Source organism: Alteromonas sp. S005 (assembly GCF_036864475.1).
Lineage (GTDB): Bacteria > Pseudomonadota > Gammaproteobacteria > Enterobacterales > Alteromonadaceae > Alteromonas.
Window position 1 is genome coordinate 52369 of the sequence record NZ_JAZETN010000002.1, and the last position, 15066, is coordinate 67434.

The 15066-nt window shown below is 45.2% G+C and carries 11 protein-coding genes; 7 read left to right on the top strand and 4 right to left on the bottom strand.

All coding sequences use genetic code 11. The annotated features are described in order from the left end of the window. The first annotated feature begins 169 nt into the window (after positions 1-169). Positions 170-706, top strand: a complete 537-nt coding sequence (locus tag V7R55_RS02905) for a redoxin domain-containing protein (protein WP_334057195.1) — start codon at positions 170-172, stop codon at positions 704-706. A 120-nt stretch (positions 707-826) separates the two neighbouring features. On the opposite strand, the gene V7R55_RS02910 is transcribed toward V7R55_RS02905, so the two are convergent. Continuing rightward, positions 827-1429, bottom strand: a complete 603-nt coding sequence (locus tag V7R55_RS02910) for a YigZ family protein (RefSeq protein ID WP_334057197.1) — start codon at positions 1427-1429, stop codon at positions 827-829. A gap of 31 nt (positions 1430-1460) precedes the next feature. Further along, on the bottom strand, positions 1461-1676 hold the full coding sequence (locus V7R55_RS02915; RefSeq protein ID WP_334057198.1) for a hypothetical protein: 216 nt from the start codon (positions 1674-1676) through the stop codon (positions 1461-1463). 208 nt (positions 1677-1884) lie between these two features. Here V7R55_RS02915 and V7R55_RS02920 point away from each other — a divergent pair, with 208 nt between their 5' ends. From V7R55_RS02920 to sstT, 5 genes are all read left to right on the top strand, one after another. Beyond that, on the top strand, positions 1885-3177 hold the full coding sequence (locus V7R55_RS02920) for a TMEM143 family protein (protein ID WP_334057200.1): 1293 nt from the start codon (positions 1885-1887) through the stop codon (positions 3175-3177). Between the two features lie 261 nt (positions 3178-3438). Beyond that, on the top strand, positions 3439-4983 hold the full coding sequence (sbcD, locus tag V7R55_RS02925; protein WP_334057202.1) for an exonuclease subunit SbcD: 1545 nt from the start codon (positions 3439-3441) through the stop codon (positions 4981-4983). 4 nt (positions 4984-4987) lie between these two features. Further along, the gene (locus V7R55_RS02930; RefSeq protein WP_334057203.1) at positions 4988-8725 is read left to right on the top strand and encodes an AAA family ATPase; all 3738 of its coding nucleotides are present in this window, start codon (positions 4988-4990) and stop codon (positions 8723-8725) included. A gap of 125 nt (positions 8726-8850) precedes the next feature. After that, entirely contained in the window at positions 8851-10272 is a 1422-nt protein-coding gene (locus V7R55_RS02935; protein ID WP_334057204.1) for a S41 family peptidase, read from the top strand. A gap of 380 nt (positions 10273-10652) precedes the next feature. Then, a complete protein-coding gene (gene sstT, locus V7R55_RS02940; RefSeq protein ID WP_334057953.1) occupies positions 10653-11873 on the top strand; it encodes a serine/threonine transporter SstT in 1221 nt (406 codons plus the stop codon). A gap of 34 nt (positions 11874-11907) precedes the next feature. Here sstT and hutG read toward each other — a convergent pair whose 3' ends face one another. Beyond that, positions 11908-12876 carry a formimidoylglutamase gene (gene hutG / locus V7R55_RS02945; RefSeq protein WP_334057206.1) on the bottom strand — a complete coding sequence of 323 codons (969 nt, stop codon included), beginning with the start codon at positions 12874-12876 and terminating at the stop codon, positions 11908-11910. Further along, complete coding sequence (gene hutI, locus V7R55_RS02950) at positions 12869-14128, bottom strand: imidazolonepropionase (RefSeq protein ID WP_334057208.1); 1260 nt, start codon at positions 14126-14128, stop codon at positions 12869-12871. Before hutI ends, hutG begins: the two co-directional genes overlap by 8 nt. A gap of 201 nt (positions 14129-14329) precedes the next feature. On the opposite strand from hutI, the gene V7R55_RS02955 reads away from it, so the two are divergent. After that, entirely contained in the window at positions 14330-15016 is a 687-nt protein-coding gene (locus V7R55_RS02955) for a UTRA domain-containing protein (RefSeq protein WP_438823568.1), read from the top strand. Positions 15017-15066: the final 50 nt, after the last annotated feature.

Below are 15066 nucleotides of genomic sequence, written 5' to 3' on the forward strand. Positions count from 1 at the left end.
AGTATTTATACGAAAACTTGAACGATTGTTCAAAAAGGCGATCTTAAAGTTAGGACGAGCGTACTAACGTTTACCTAGTGTCATTTACCTAGTGTAGTTCAAGTGCAGCTGAGCAGCTTATTTGCTAGCCGCACGCTGAAGGATTTGAATTAATCGTTAAGGAGTTTTTATGTATACACAAAAGATGCACCCAGCTACTACTTTTCCTGAAGTAAAAGCGACGTTATCAACTGGCGAGACAATATCGCTGGCTGACAAGGGCGAAGGATGTGACTGGAAGATGGTAGTAGTTTATCGTGGCAAGCATTGCCCGATTTGTACCAAATACTTAAACAAACTTGAAGATTTCACAGGTCGTCTACGTGAGCTCAATATTGATGTTGTCGCGGTAAGCGGCGATAGTAAAGAGCAGCTTGAAGAGCATTTTAACGACTTGTCTATCAACTTCCCGATTGCTTACGGGTTGTCGCAAAGCGACATGGAAAAACTAGGTCTATATATTTCTGAGCCCCGTTCAGAGAAAGAAACCGATCACAATTTCGCAGAGCCCGCGTTGTTTGTGCTTAACGGTGATAACGAAATTCACATTGCTGAAATCGCCAACGCGCCGTTCGTTCGTCCAGACTTAGAGCAACTCGTGTCGGGCTTAGAATTTATTCGCAACCCAGAGAATAACTATCCTATTCGAGGCACATTTAAAGAATAAGTCTTGAATCTATGCTTTTTAAAGGAAAGCTCTAGTTGTAACTAGAGCTTTCGCCAACATTACACGTGAGGTGCTAAGAGCTGATCGTGAATTCATCAGCAGTTTCCCATATTAATTGCATTATTCATTCTCTGCCGTTAGCGAAAAAGCGATAGGAGCCATCTGCTTTTTAAAGTCTTCTAGTGCCTTAAAGGGAAGTTTTATTTTTATCTTTACGCTGCTTCCGTAATCGCAATTGGCTATCTCCCCTTGGGCTTGTTCGACTAAGTGACGTACGAATTGCTCATGTTTAAAATCGATGTCCACGTTAAGCGGTTCTAGTTTAATCTCTTGTCTTACTTCAAGAGCGTCAATGGCTTGCTGAGCTGCAGCGGAGTAAGCACGAACCAAACCTCCTGCTCCTAATTTAACGCCACCAAAATATCGGGTAACAATGATCATGATATCGCCAATATCTTTGTGATGAAGTACGTTTAAGATGGGTTTGCCGGCTGTGCCACTAGGCTCACCGTCATCAGCCATGGCCGCACTAGTGGGAGAATTAGGGTTACCAAAGATATAAGCCCAGCAATGGTGTCTCGCATCGGGGTACTGTTGTTTAACACTATCTAACAGCGCCATTGCGCTTTCGCGAGAATTCGCATAGCCAGCACATGCAATGAATTTGCTTTTTTTTATTTCGTACAGGGTTTCAACCTGTTTGGCGGGAACGGGATAAGTCATCGACGCATTGTAAGGGAAGAGAGTTTTTTAGTTAAGTCAAATAAGCCAAGCAAAAGGTTTTATCGATAAATGAAGCGGATTTTTGACTTTTGAGTGACGCTTGAAAGGCGTGGGTACACTGCCCATTATTGCTATAGATGGCATAGGTCATTGTGCTTTTCAGCGCATCCAGCATAACAAGCAATCCTTGACTCTCATCCCTAAGAGCCGATATGTCGTTATTGTATCGAGAGCTTGATACAAACATAACGTCTCCTGAAGTTGTATACATAACTTTGAATGCATTTAATAGAGGTTACCTTTATTGAAGAAAAATCTCGTTTAGACACTAGGCGGATTTTACGCTTTACGTATTATCCATTGGGCTTAATTCCGCCAAGAATGGTTGTGTTTTTATTACGGTGCAGTAACTATCTGTATTGAAAAATTATTAATAAAACTGATAAGACCACTAGATGCCTTTAGAACGATTTATTCCTTATCGCAAATGCGATGTCATCACCCTGTGTGAGAATTTGCTGGCTCGCGAGCATGCAGACTTCCGTACTTTCGCAACCTTGTTGGTAAGCCGTATTCACTACAAGTATCATGAGCAATTGGAAGCATTGAAAGATAGCTACAGTCATTTTGACCCGAATAAAGATACTCGCGACTTACAGCTTTCAAATGACGCAATGCGAAAGCAAAGCCAAAAAGCATTTTCTCTGGGGTTTGCTCAACTACTTAATGCGGCAAATTTTGAAAAGGTAACAGACGACGATTTAGAAGCAGCATTAAACGAAGAGTCGCTTTTTAAAGTGCGCCTTGCGGTAAGCTTTGAAGATTTCGAAGATGTGGTGTTTTATCGACGGGGCGAGTCGATAAAAACAGAAACTATACGTACTTTTTTTGGGTTAAGAAAAAAGCAGGTGTCGTTTACCAATTACGACAAAGTCGCTGTTTATATCACTTTTAAAGATGAAGCCTACTTCAAAGAGAAAGGGCAAAAGCCTGTCACTTTTAAACCTGGCTCCACCATCGTAAAGCTTTTTCAAAACGTACCCAAAGCAGACTTAGAAATGCTGTTTCCAAACAGTGAAGTAAAAATGCGTCCGCTAGATAAGTTGATTATTAGTGCATCGGCGGCAATAGGTGGCACCGTGGTACTAGTGACTAAGTTAGGCGCCTCGTTACTTCTCATGGCGTCTTTTCTGGCCTTTTGGCTTGGCTTTAAAGACGACGAGGTGGAGCTGACCAAGCAAAGCCTAATAACTTTTGGTATTGGCATGGGGGTGTTCGGGAGCTTTGTCTTTAAGGAATGGACAAAGTTTAAAAACAGAAAAATACGCTTTATGAAAGCCTTGTCTGACAACCTGTATTTTAAAAATTTAGACAACAACGCAGGCGTGTTTCATACGTTAATTGATGCTGCTGAGGAAGAAGACTGCAAGGAAGCTTTGTTGGCCTACACATTTTTGCTCAAATGTAGTGTAGCCTTCTCCGAAAACTCTACCGCCCTCGGCGCATCACTTTCAGAAAACGAGATTGCAGCGGGCGGAATGACATCAGCCACCCTTGATAGTGTGATAGAGAGTTACTTTTCAGAAGAGCTTAATTGTGCGCTCGACTTTGATGTTACTGACGCTATTAATAAGCTGGTGGACATGGAACTAGTTGAACAAGACGGCGATGTTTTTGTAGCGCGGGCGCTTAACGATGCAGTGAAAACACTCGATGATTACTGGGATAATATCTATCAGCCTGTTTAATTTACGCTTACCTCGGCCTCTAATCAAAGCAAGCTAGCATATTCCACAATACGCGCTTTATGGCATCAGTTTTCTCGAACAGCAGTACGAAGATATAACTATTTCAAACGAACAATCACGCTATCAAACCGTTGTCATAAAAGCACAAAATCTCTATAGTTGCCTTAAGGTGTGTAGAGCTATGTACACACCTTGGCAACAACCGTATTGCACTGAATGCGCATCTCTATCTCCAATGAAACAAGCCTGGTTCACTTCTACATGAAAATATTGCATACGTCTGACTGGCACTTAGGTCAGAGTTTTTTTACGAAAAGCCGCAAAAACGAACATGCCGCCTTCCTCAAATGGCTTCTTCAACAGGTAGAAGCGCATCAAATAGATGCGATTATTGTCGCGGGTGATGTGTTCGACACGGGCACGCCGCCTAGCTATGCCAGAGAGCTTTACCATGCGTTTATCGGTGAATTACAGGGCATGCAGTGTACATTGGTGGTGCTGGGAGGAAATCACGATTCAGTGTCGGTATTAAACGAAAGTAAGGCACTACTGAAATACTTAAATAGCCACGTAATTGCCAGTACATACGGCGAATTAAGTGAACAAGTCATTACGCTTAACGATCGCAAGGGGCAGCCCGGTGCCGTACTGTGTGCCGTACCCTTTATTCGCCCACGTGATGTGCTTGTCAGTGAAGCAGGGCAAAGCGCCACTGACAAACGTCAAGCACTAGGCGATGCGATAAAGCAGCATTACGGGGCGCTTTATAATGAAGCCCTGTCACTACGTGCCTCAATTGAAGAAAAACAAGCAGAGCAGGGCAGTAAAAATAGCGCTGCCATTCCTATTATTGCGACCGGGCACTTAACCGCTCTAGGCGTGAGTCAGTCAGAAAGTGTGCGTGATATTTACATTGGCACCCTTGAAGGCTTTGACGCTAAAGGGTTTCCGCCTGCTGATTACATTGCACTTGGGCATATTCACAGGCCACAGAAAGTGGCTAAAACAGAGCACATTCGCTACTCAGGCTCGCCCATACCGCTCAGCTTTGATGAACTAAACACGCAAAAGCAAGTGGTGTTAGTTACGTTTGAAATAGAAAGCACAACGCCAACGATCTCAACGCTTCCGATACCGCGCTTTCAGGCCATGGAAGTGATAAAAGGCGATTTACAAGCGATTGAGGCGGACATTAATAAAAGCAAGGCCATCGCGTTAGCTTCTCAAACAGATGATGCCGTTCGCGAGGTGGATAAAGCCCTTAGCGAAATAAATAAAGCCCTTAGCGAAATAAATAAACCCCTTCGCGAAGTGGATAACGCCATTAGCCCTAAAGATCCTGTGTGGTTATGCATTGAAGTGGAAACAGAAGACTATTTGACTGATCTACAGCAGCGTATTCAGGGCTTGTTAGAAGGGAAAAACGCTGAGATTTTACAGTTGAAACGCAAGCGTAAGCGCACGGTAAATAGCTTAACGGAAAAGCAAAACGTCCAGCTTAGCGAACTATCGGTAAACGATGTATTTGAAGCGCGTTTGGCATTGGAAAGCATAGAAGATAATACAACAAGTGAGTCGGCACCAACTGAGTCGGCACAAACTGAGTCGGTACAAAGAACCCTGCTAGATGATGACCAAACCACCGGGGCAATGAAAGATGCCGGTTCAGAGAAAAGCGCTTCACGCATAAACCGGATAAGGCAGCTGTTCAATGAAGCAGTAGAGCAAGTGCACACCAATGATGAAGATGCTGAAGTACCAGTAGAGACCTCATTGGCAAAAACAACAGAAAATAAAGGCGAGTAATACAATGAGAATATTGACCTTACGCCTTAAAAATCTAAACGCCTTAAAAGGGGAGTGGAAGATAGATTTCACCCAGTCGCTATTTATTGACAATGGGCTGTTTGCTATCACAGGCCCAACCGGGGCGGGTAAAACCACGCTGCTTGATGCCATTTGTTTAGCGCTTTATCACCAAACCCCTCGTTTGGGGCCAATTTCAACGTCTAACAACGACATCATGACCCGCGGCACGGCGGAGTGTTTGGCGGAGGTTGAGTTTGATATTAAGGGGAAAGCATACCGTGCGTTTTGGAGTATGCGTCGGGCCAGAGGGAAAGTTGAAGGTAACTTGCAAAGTGCCGATGTTGAGCTGGCCGAAGTTGAAAGCGGCAAGGTATTGGCTACCCAAGTGCGGCCGAAAAGTGAAGAGATTGAAAAGCTGACTGGTCTTAACTTTGCCCGTTTCACCAAGTCTATGATGTTGTCGCAAGGGGATTTTGCTGCGTTTTTAAATGCTAACGAGGCCGACCGAGCGGAGCTGCTTGAAGAGTTAACTGGCACCGAAATTTACGGGCAGATATCACAGGCGGTACATCAGCAATTTAGTGACGCTAAACAAAAGAAAAAAGAGTTTGCGATAAAGCTAGAAGGCGTAACCTTGCTTAGCGACGAGCAAATCACCCAGCTTGAAGAAGAACAAGCACAAACCAAGAGCCAAGTCGCAACGTCTAACCAAACACTTGTTCAGTTACAAAAGCAACAGCAGTGGCAACAAGCGTTTAACGCCAATGAGCTCTCCATTAAAGAAGCCAGTGAAGCGCAGCAGAGCGCGAATAACGCCATCAATGAGGCGAAGCATGAGCTTGAACTCCTAACCCAAAGTGAGCCAGCTGAAAAGCTTCGCCTGCCATTTTTGCAAAGAAACGGGCTTCAGCAAGACGTAACCCGTTATAAAGAAAGGCTTGAAGAGAAAGCAGCCCAGTTGCCAGACTTAAAATCGCAAAAGGCACAGCTCAGTTTGGAAGTGACCAACGCTGAACAAGCGCTAGCGCTTACAAAGCAACAAAGCAGTGAGCTTGAAAAGCGCATAAATGAGCAGGTAGTTCCGCTAGATAACCAAATAGCGCAGCTTACTAGTGAAAAGCAAAAAGCAACCGAAAGCGCGGCGAGTGTCAGGCAATCAATAAACGCGTTAACGCTAAAGCGCACAGAAATCGAAAACGCTTCGGCAGATAACAAGACCAAGCTTGTTGAACTGGAAACATACTTACATGAACATCACTCACTTAGCGGCATAGCGGAATTTATAAGTGGCTGGAGCGAAACGGCGCGCCATATTGAACATGATAAAAAGCAGTTAGAGACACTGACACAAAGCGTAAAGAATGATCGTCAGGCGCTTTCATCCCTAGATGACGCTATTGCAAAAACAAATGAGTCGTTAAGCACGTTAACGCAGACCTTCGATGACAAAAACGCACAAGTGGCCAAGTGCGAAAAGGTACTTCAGGCCGCGCTATCTGACAAACCAAGTGATACTAATAGTGCTAATACAACCAGCAAAGCAAACCTTCAGCAAGAGCGCGATACCAAGCTTTATCATTGGGATAACGTGTTACAAATAGGGCATATTCAACAGCAATATTTGGCACTAGAGCAAGACAAGGTGTCGCTGAGTGCACAGAAAGAAGACTTAGCGAAGCAACTAGCACAGCAGCAATCTGACCGCCAAGCCTTGGTTGATGCTTACAAGCAAACTCGTAGTAATTTAAAAGACATAGAGGCGCTTATCGCCCTGGATGCTGAAGTGGCGCACCTGCGCGCACAGTTAAAAACTGGCGAGCCATGCCCTGTTTGTGGGGCAAACGAGCACACCACGTCTAGCGTGGTTATTGATGTACCTGAAACTATCCAAAAGCGAGATAGCTTAAAGCAGCAGTTAGATGATATTGAGCAGCAAGGGGCGCGGGCAAAAGAAAGTGTTACACAAACTGAATTCACTCTTGCTCAGGTTAATAAGCAGCTAGAACAGGCAAGCGGGCAACGAGATACGCTGCTAGAAAAGTGGCAGCAGATTTCAAGCGTACTTAGCGCTGATATACCGAGCTTTGAAAAGGTCGACATTAATACTTCGCAAAGCGTCGCTCAATTTACGGAGCAGTTTAAAGCCCGTCTTGATGAGATTGGCGCACAGTTAGCGCGTATAGAGCAATGCGAGCAAGCTCTAAATACCGCCCTGAAAGGTAAAAATGAAGCGCAACAGTTGCTACAAGCCAAACAGTCAGAACTTGCAGTTTCTCTGCAGCAGCGCGAAACTTTGGAAAAGCAATTTAACGAACGTAATACAGAGTTGGAGAACAAAACAAAAAGGGTTAACGATGGTATTTTAGCGCTTAGCGAAACTATGATGTCGCACGGTGCTGATATTCACAATCTGTCTATTGATGGAATTGCCACGTGGTTAAATGAAAAAGCCGAAGCGCTTAAAACCTATAAACACAATCATCAGCTACACGCCAAACTTAAAGATGAGTTGCAAGGGGTAAGTAGCACCTTGCTTGTGGTTAATCGTGATATCGAGAGCGCCGAGAATCAGCTTAAGGGCGTATGCGAAGAGCTTGTGCAGCTAGATAATAGCCTAAAGGCGCTGCGAGACTCGCGCTCAACCGTATTCCCTGAAGGCAATATTGCTGAAACCAGAAATAAGGCAAGCGCTGCCCAAGAAATGGCTGAGCGAAACGTAAATGAATGCAAATCTCGCCTACAACAAACGGACACTATATTGTCTCGTTTAGAAGCCGAAATTGCCCAGCTTAATGAACAACTAGATGAAAAGGAACTGGCACTTTCAGAGGCAACAGAGCACTTTAGCCGTCAGTTGGCGAGCAGCCCATTTGCCGATGAGCACGCGTTTAGCAATGCGCTTTTAGGCGAAGATACCCGCAACACCTTGCTTGAACTGCAAAAGCGATTAACTCAGCAAAAACAACAAGCGGACTTAAAGCTAGAAAACGCGCTAGCTACCGAACAATCGCTAAAAGCCCATGCTAACGCAGCATTGTGGCAGAGCGAGTTAGATGAGCACGGTGCACAGTGGCTCGATACGAAAATTACCCAGCAAGCTCAGCAGCGTGACACGCTGTTATCTTCTTTAGGGCAAATCGAACAGCAGCTAAGCGCTAACAATCAAGCCCGCGAAAGGCAGCAACAGCTTGTGGATGAGATGGCTGCGTTTGAGGCCTATTACGACGATATTACTTACCTGCACTCGTTAATTGGCTCGGCCAGCGGCGCCAAATTCAGACGTTTTGCCCAAGGACTTACTCTGGACAACTTAGTGCAGCTTGCTAATCAGCAGCTTGATAAATTACACGGTCGCTATCAGCTAATTCGAAAAGAAAACGAAGGGTTGGGTTTAAGTGTATTAGACACCTGGCAAGGTGATGTAGTGCGAGACACAAAAACCCTGTCTGGCGGAGAAAGTTTCTTAGTGAGCCTTGCACTGGCATTAGCTTTATCTGACTTGGTCAGTCACAAGACCAGTATCGATTCGCTGTTTTTGGATGAAGGCTTTGGCACCCTTGATGCTGAAACTTTGGATGTGGCGCTTGATGCACTGGACAACTTAAATGCCAGCGGAAAAATGATTGGTGTGATAAGCCATATTGAAGCCATGAAAGAGCGTATTCCTACTCAGCTTAAAGTGATTAAACGCAACGGTGTAGGCTTAAGTGCGCTAGAAAAACCTTATGCGGTGGGGTGAACTCACCGCTTTAGGGATTAGTAGCTTAAACGTTTGCTTACAAGTATATGCGCGGTAAATGCTCGCAAGATCATAGCTTTATGATACTTTATCGTTATTAAAAGTAGATATGGACATCATATTTAGTGAAACGATTTGCGATACTCCCTCTTTTTGCCTCTTTCTGTTCGTTTGGTAGTACCTTTCAATGTGAAAGTGAGTTTGAATGGCTAAAGAGCACGTTTGAAAACAACGATGCCGGTTTTCAATATAGCGTAGAGAAAAAAGGGCAGGACCTTTATTCCGCCCACAATAATGCCATCTTGGCTCGGGTACAAAGCGCGAAGAACGAAGCGCAATGCCAAACTGTGCTTAGCGACTGGCTTACGTTTTTTCGCAAGGGACATGTTGGTCTTGTACTAAATAGGAATGGTTCAGAGGAAACGGTACGCGAATCGGTAGTGCATGATTTCGATTTATTGGCATTTAAACAATATTTAAAAAGCAAACGTGACGAAACCCTTGAGGGGATTTGGCAATTTTCCAGCTATACGGTTGCGTTAAAAAAAGAAGGCAATGTCCATAAAGGCTATATCGTTGAAAGTACTAATCCGTCATGGAAGGCGGGACAAGTAAAGTTCATCCTTAACGACCCTGCAGACAGCAATACTGCGAAAGTGACGTTTTTTATGGGCGATCACTCTGCCCGACAAATCGATACCATAACGTACTTGGGTAACAACGAAGTGGTGTTGGGCAATAGCTTTATCGTTATGTCGCGACAGGAACCGCGACAAGAATCGTCGCCTGAAATAACACGCTATGTGCGCCTGCTTAGTACCAAGGCTCCGCTATTCGAGGAAATTTCAGAGAACACAGTGTTAGTTCGCATACCGGCTTTCGATCATGCTTTCAAAAAAGACATCGACGCCGTTATCGCTAAAAACCTGGATACGATTTTAAAAACTGAAAACCTCATTATCGACATCCGAGGAAACGGTGGTGGTAGTGACGTAAGCTATGCGTCTTTACTCCCTATTTTATACACCAACCCTATTCGCACTGTAGGCATGGAATACTTATCTACCGAGCTTAACAACTCTAGAATGCTTGGCTTTTTGCAAAACCCTCATTTTAGTGAAGAAGAAAAGCAGTGGGCCAAAGACGGGTACGACATTCTTCAGCAACACATCGGCAGCTACATCAACATTAACGAAGACGTAACGGTGGAGACATTCGATAAAATCGAACCTCTACCAAAAAGTATTGGCGTACTTGTTGATTCAAGTAATGGCAGCACCGCTGAGCAGTTCTTACTGGCGGCTAAACAAAGCAAAAAAGTAAAGTTGTTTGGGCAAACCACCGCAGGTGTACTTGATATTTCTAACATGTATCAAACTGATTCGCCAAGCGGTACTTTTACTTTGTATTACAGCCTGACTAAAAGTTTACGCATTCCGCATATGGCCATTGATGGTGTAGGTATTCAGCCAGACTATTATATCGATGGAGAACTTCCTCTTTACCAGTGGACGTCTTATACGCAAAAGATACTTGAAGGCATGTAAACCCTTATAAACGGCAAGCATACGGTTATTTGCGAGTAACTAAGACCAAACTGGTTCATTTGTCTGGGGTTTTACGCTATACCAGTCCCCATAGATAATTATCCTCTCAGAAGGCGCTGGCTAGTTTCCTAGCAAAGCGTGGGAATGCAGGAATGGCTGTTCCCTTTCAAATTCCCAGAATGCAGCTAGGAAGCTTGCCAGACCTTCCCGAAGGGCGAGTTTAAAATGTTCGTACTCTTTGTTGTGTCACCTTGATGTAGAACCACTATACCTGCGGTAACACGCCGCGATTACGAACATTTTAACTCTCGCTGAGTGGGTAATTATCTATGTGGACTGGTATCATGGTGCGTCGTCAAAATAATAATGGACCAACATTTATGGATTCAACGTCACGCCCCAGCCTGTTTCAGCGCTACATGAATGGCAGTTTGGTACTGCAAATTATCATTGGTATCGTATGTGGTATTGCGATAGCTACTTTTTCACCTTCAGCTGCTCAATCAGCAGGGCTATTGGGTAACTTATTTGTAAAAGCCCTAAAAGCAATTGCTCCTTTATTGGTTTTTGTTTTGGTCATGGCATCCATTGCCAACCATAAGCAAAATGAGCAAACCTTCATCAAACCCGTGCTTGTGCTTTATTTGTTGGGCACACTACTGGCAGCGCTCACCGCCGTGTTGGCAAGCTTTGCTTTTCCTACAAGCTTAAGCTTAGTGACATCAGAAGTTAGCCAAGCTGCGCCGAAAGGTGTATCGGAAGTCCTTACCACGCTGGTTTATAACATGGTAGATAACCCGGTGAATGCGCTAGTAAATGGAAACTACATCGGTATTCTTACTTGGGCTGTCGGTCTTGGCTTAGGTTTACGTCACGCTAGTGAGGCAACAAAAGCGCTACTTCAAAATATGGCAGATAGCGTAACAACCGTAGTGGGTTTTGTTATCAAACTCGCGCCTTTCGGTATTTTCGGCTTGGTAGCCAACACTATTGCCTCAACAGGCTTTGAAGCATTACTTGGCTATTCCCATTTACTAACGGTACTGATTGGCGCAATGCTATTTATCGCACTAGTGACCAACCCTTTGTTAGTATTTCTGGCAACCAAAAAGAATCCGTACCCTTTGGTGTTTAAATGTTTAAAAGAAAGCGGCATTACGGCATTTTTCACCCGTAGTTCGGCGGCGAATATTCCGGTAAACATGGCGCTGTGTAAACGTTTAAAGCTTGATGAAGATACCTACTCGGTATCTATTCCGTTAGGCGCCACCATTAATATGGCAGGGGCTGCGATCACCATCACGGTGCTTACACTAGCTGCGGTTAACACCTTAGGCATTTCTGTAGATTTCCCTACTGCCGTATTGTTAAGCGTTATCGCTGCGGTATCAGCATGTGGAAGTTCAGGTGTTGCAGGTGGTTCGCTGCTGCTTATCCCGCTTGCCTGTAGTCTGTTTAATATACCCAACGAAGTGGCAATGCAGGTGGTTGCGGTGGGCTTTATTGTTGGCGTACTGCAAGACTCTGCTGAAACAGCATTAAATAGCTCCACCGATGTCTTGTTTACCGCCGCTGCGTGTGAAAGGGCAGGCGGCCAGTAAACATAAAAGCGTCAAACGTTAAAGCGTTAACTCGTTAAGTGTGCGAGCTTATTGCATCTACTGCTTCAAAAATTAGCCGTGCAGCCAGCTTTGCTGTGCGGCTATCAATATCATAATTGGGGTTCATTTCCGCAACGTCACATAGTCTCCATTGATACCCATAAGTACTTTGGTGCTGTGCTAAGAAGTGCAGCGTGTTGATAACAAGCGCTGGGGAGATTCCCAACGCTCCGGGAGCACTAACACCAGGAGCTTGCGCTGCTGGAAATGCATCTAAACATACCGTGACGTAAAGCTCATCGATGTCTTTTAGCATCGGAGATAGCAGCTCATCTATTCGCTGCATACAGAGCGATTCATCACTTAACGCCACATCGGTCAAATAGCGTGTATGAGACATATTGGCAAAGTCAAACAGTGCAGGTGTATTGGCTGCTTTCGATACGCCCAAACAAGCGTAATGAAACGGTGTGTCGTGTAGCTGGCAGTGATCATACACTTGCCTGAACGGCGTACCTGAACTGGTGTTTGGTGAAGGCTTTCTTAAATCAAAATGGGCGTCGAAATTAATAATACCAATGCGGGCACTTTTCGACTTAGCATTGAAAACGCCTTGATAGCTACCCCATGCAATTTCATGTCCCCCTCCCAGCCCAATGACCAATCCATCATTTTGCTCGAGCGCATAACAAATGGCGTCGGCATATTGGGTTTGTGCCTGGGCTAAGTTCTCTTTAGCGGTAACATTCCCTAAATCAGCCAATGCTGCGCTTGGCCAGTGCCAGGGTAAGTTTGCCAGTGCCTGGCGAATAGCGTTTGGACCAGCAGCTGCACCTACGCGGCCTTTGTTAAATGCGACACCTAAATCACTCTCAAAACCAACAAGGGTAACTGAGTTGGCTAATGAATTATCTTCGCCGACTTCAAGTTCGTTAACTTTTTGATGCCAACGTAGGCCCTCAATGCCGTCTTCACTGTCTATTCTGCCTTGCCACTTAAACATGTTTGCCTTCCTTAAACACCGCTGCGGGGCGGTGGCCATTAATACAATAGGCGAGCTCTGCCGGCGTTTCGATATCCCACAGCGTTAAGTCAGCAAGCTTGCCTGCTTCAATAACACCTCGGTCGTGCAGCCCAAGAGCGCTCGCCGCGTGCGCAGTAGCGCCGCGTAGCGCTTCTTCTGGTGTAAGTTGAAACAGCACACAACTCATATTTATCGCGGTAAGGATTGAGGCTAACGGCGAACTACCTGGATTAAAGTCAGTGGCTAAGGCCATGGGCACATTGTGTGCCCTTAGGGCGTCTACCGGCGGCTTTTGAACTTCACTTAAATAATAAAACGCGCCCGGTAGTAATACGGCAACCGTACCACTTTGGGCAAGTAAGGGGATGTCGCTGTCAGCTAAGTATTCGATGTGATCTACCGATAGCGCGCCGTACTTAGCCGCCAAGACTGCACCTTTGCTGTCGCTAAGCTGCTCTACATGCGCTTTAATGGGTAAACCATGCTGCTGTGCGCAGCTAAATACTCGTTCTGTTTGTGAAGTTGAGAAGCCGATGGTTTCACAAAATACATCAACGGCGTCAGCCAAGTTTTGCGAAGCAATATGAGGAAGAGCCTCGTTGCAAATGAAATCGATATATCCTTCTGAGTCGTCAGCAAATTCATTGGGCAGGGCGTGAGCGCCTAAATAGGTAGTTTTAATACTCACAGGAAGATGCTGCTCAAGGGATTTAGCCACGCGCAACATGCGCACTTCAGTGTCTAAATCCAGCCCGTAACCTGATTTGACTTCAATGGTGGTAACACCTTCTTCGCACAGTCGCTTTGCTCGCTTTATCGCAGTGTGAAGCAGGGTGTGTTCGTCGGCTTGCCGTGTTTTTTCAACCGTCCCTTTAATACCACCGCCGCGCTGCGCAATGTCTACATAACTTGCGCCTTGTAATCGCATTTCAAATTCTTCGGCGCGGTTGCCGCCGTACACCAGATGCGTATGACAATCGATGAAGCCAGGCAATAGCCACGGGTGTTTGAGCGTCCCCCCTTCATTTTGCGGAATTAGGGTAGTGGCATCTATTGCGCTTTTGGCCTGCTTAATTACGTCGTCTAGTGAGTCATCGTGAGGAAGTAACGCAGCAATTTTGCCGTCTTTTATGGCAATGGCATGTGGCGGTAATTCGCCATAAGGCAACTCGTTGTCTTGCATAGACGCAACGCGAACATTGTAAATAAGCGTGTCGTATTGATAACCCATAACGTGCTCCACTCTAAGCCACTTCTTGTTTGCTTCGTTGTCTAGCTCTGTCCTGAGCCTTTATTGAAACCTAGTGCAACTTTTGAAATTAGTTTACTTGTGCATACTTGTATATACAAGTATGCTGTTAGCATATTATTAACAATTTAGTTGTGAACCCACGATATGCAACCTCGATACAGGGTAATTAAAACAGCAATTTTGGATGCCATCGAAAGTGGTGAGATGAAGCCTGGTAGCCAAGTGCCTTCAGAAAACCAACTTGCCCAGCAGCACGGTGTAAGCCGGATGACTGCGCGAAGAGCGTTAAGTGAAATGGTGGACGAGGGTATTTTAATGCGCAGCCAGGGGATAGGCACGTTTGTGTCAGATAGTCGCCCTATGAGCTCAATGCTTGAAATTAAAAGCATTCGCGATGAAATAGAGCAGCGGGGGCATAGATACACTAACGAGATATTGGTTCTGGAAACAGCTCCCGCCAGTGATGTTATTTCGCAGCGTCTAGCGGTTGATGTTGGGGTACCTGTATTTCACAGCATTATTGTGCATTGCGAAAATAACTTGCCTGTTCAGTATGAAGACCGCTGGGTCAACCCAGCTTGGATTAACGATTACCTAGATAAAGATTTCAAAGCGCAAACTGCAAACTTTTATCTAAACCAAGTCGCGCCCCTCTCTCAGGCGGATCATAGCGTAGAAGCTGTAATTGTTGAAAAAGATATTGCACAAGCATTACTGATAAAGCCTAAAGAGCCTTGCCTAAAGATTACTCGACGGACATTTTCACGTGGGATGGGAAAGGCAACTGGCGCTGCCGCTGTGGTTAGCCACGCTGTGCTATTCCACCCTGGCAGTAGATACCGACTGGGAGGACACTTAGAGTTTTAAGTGTAAACGCGCCTAAGACATTAACTCTCAAGGCGCTTTTTTAAAGATAC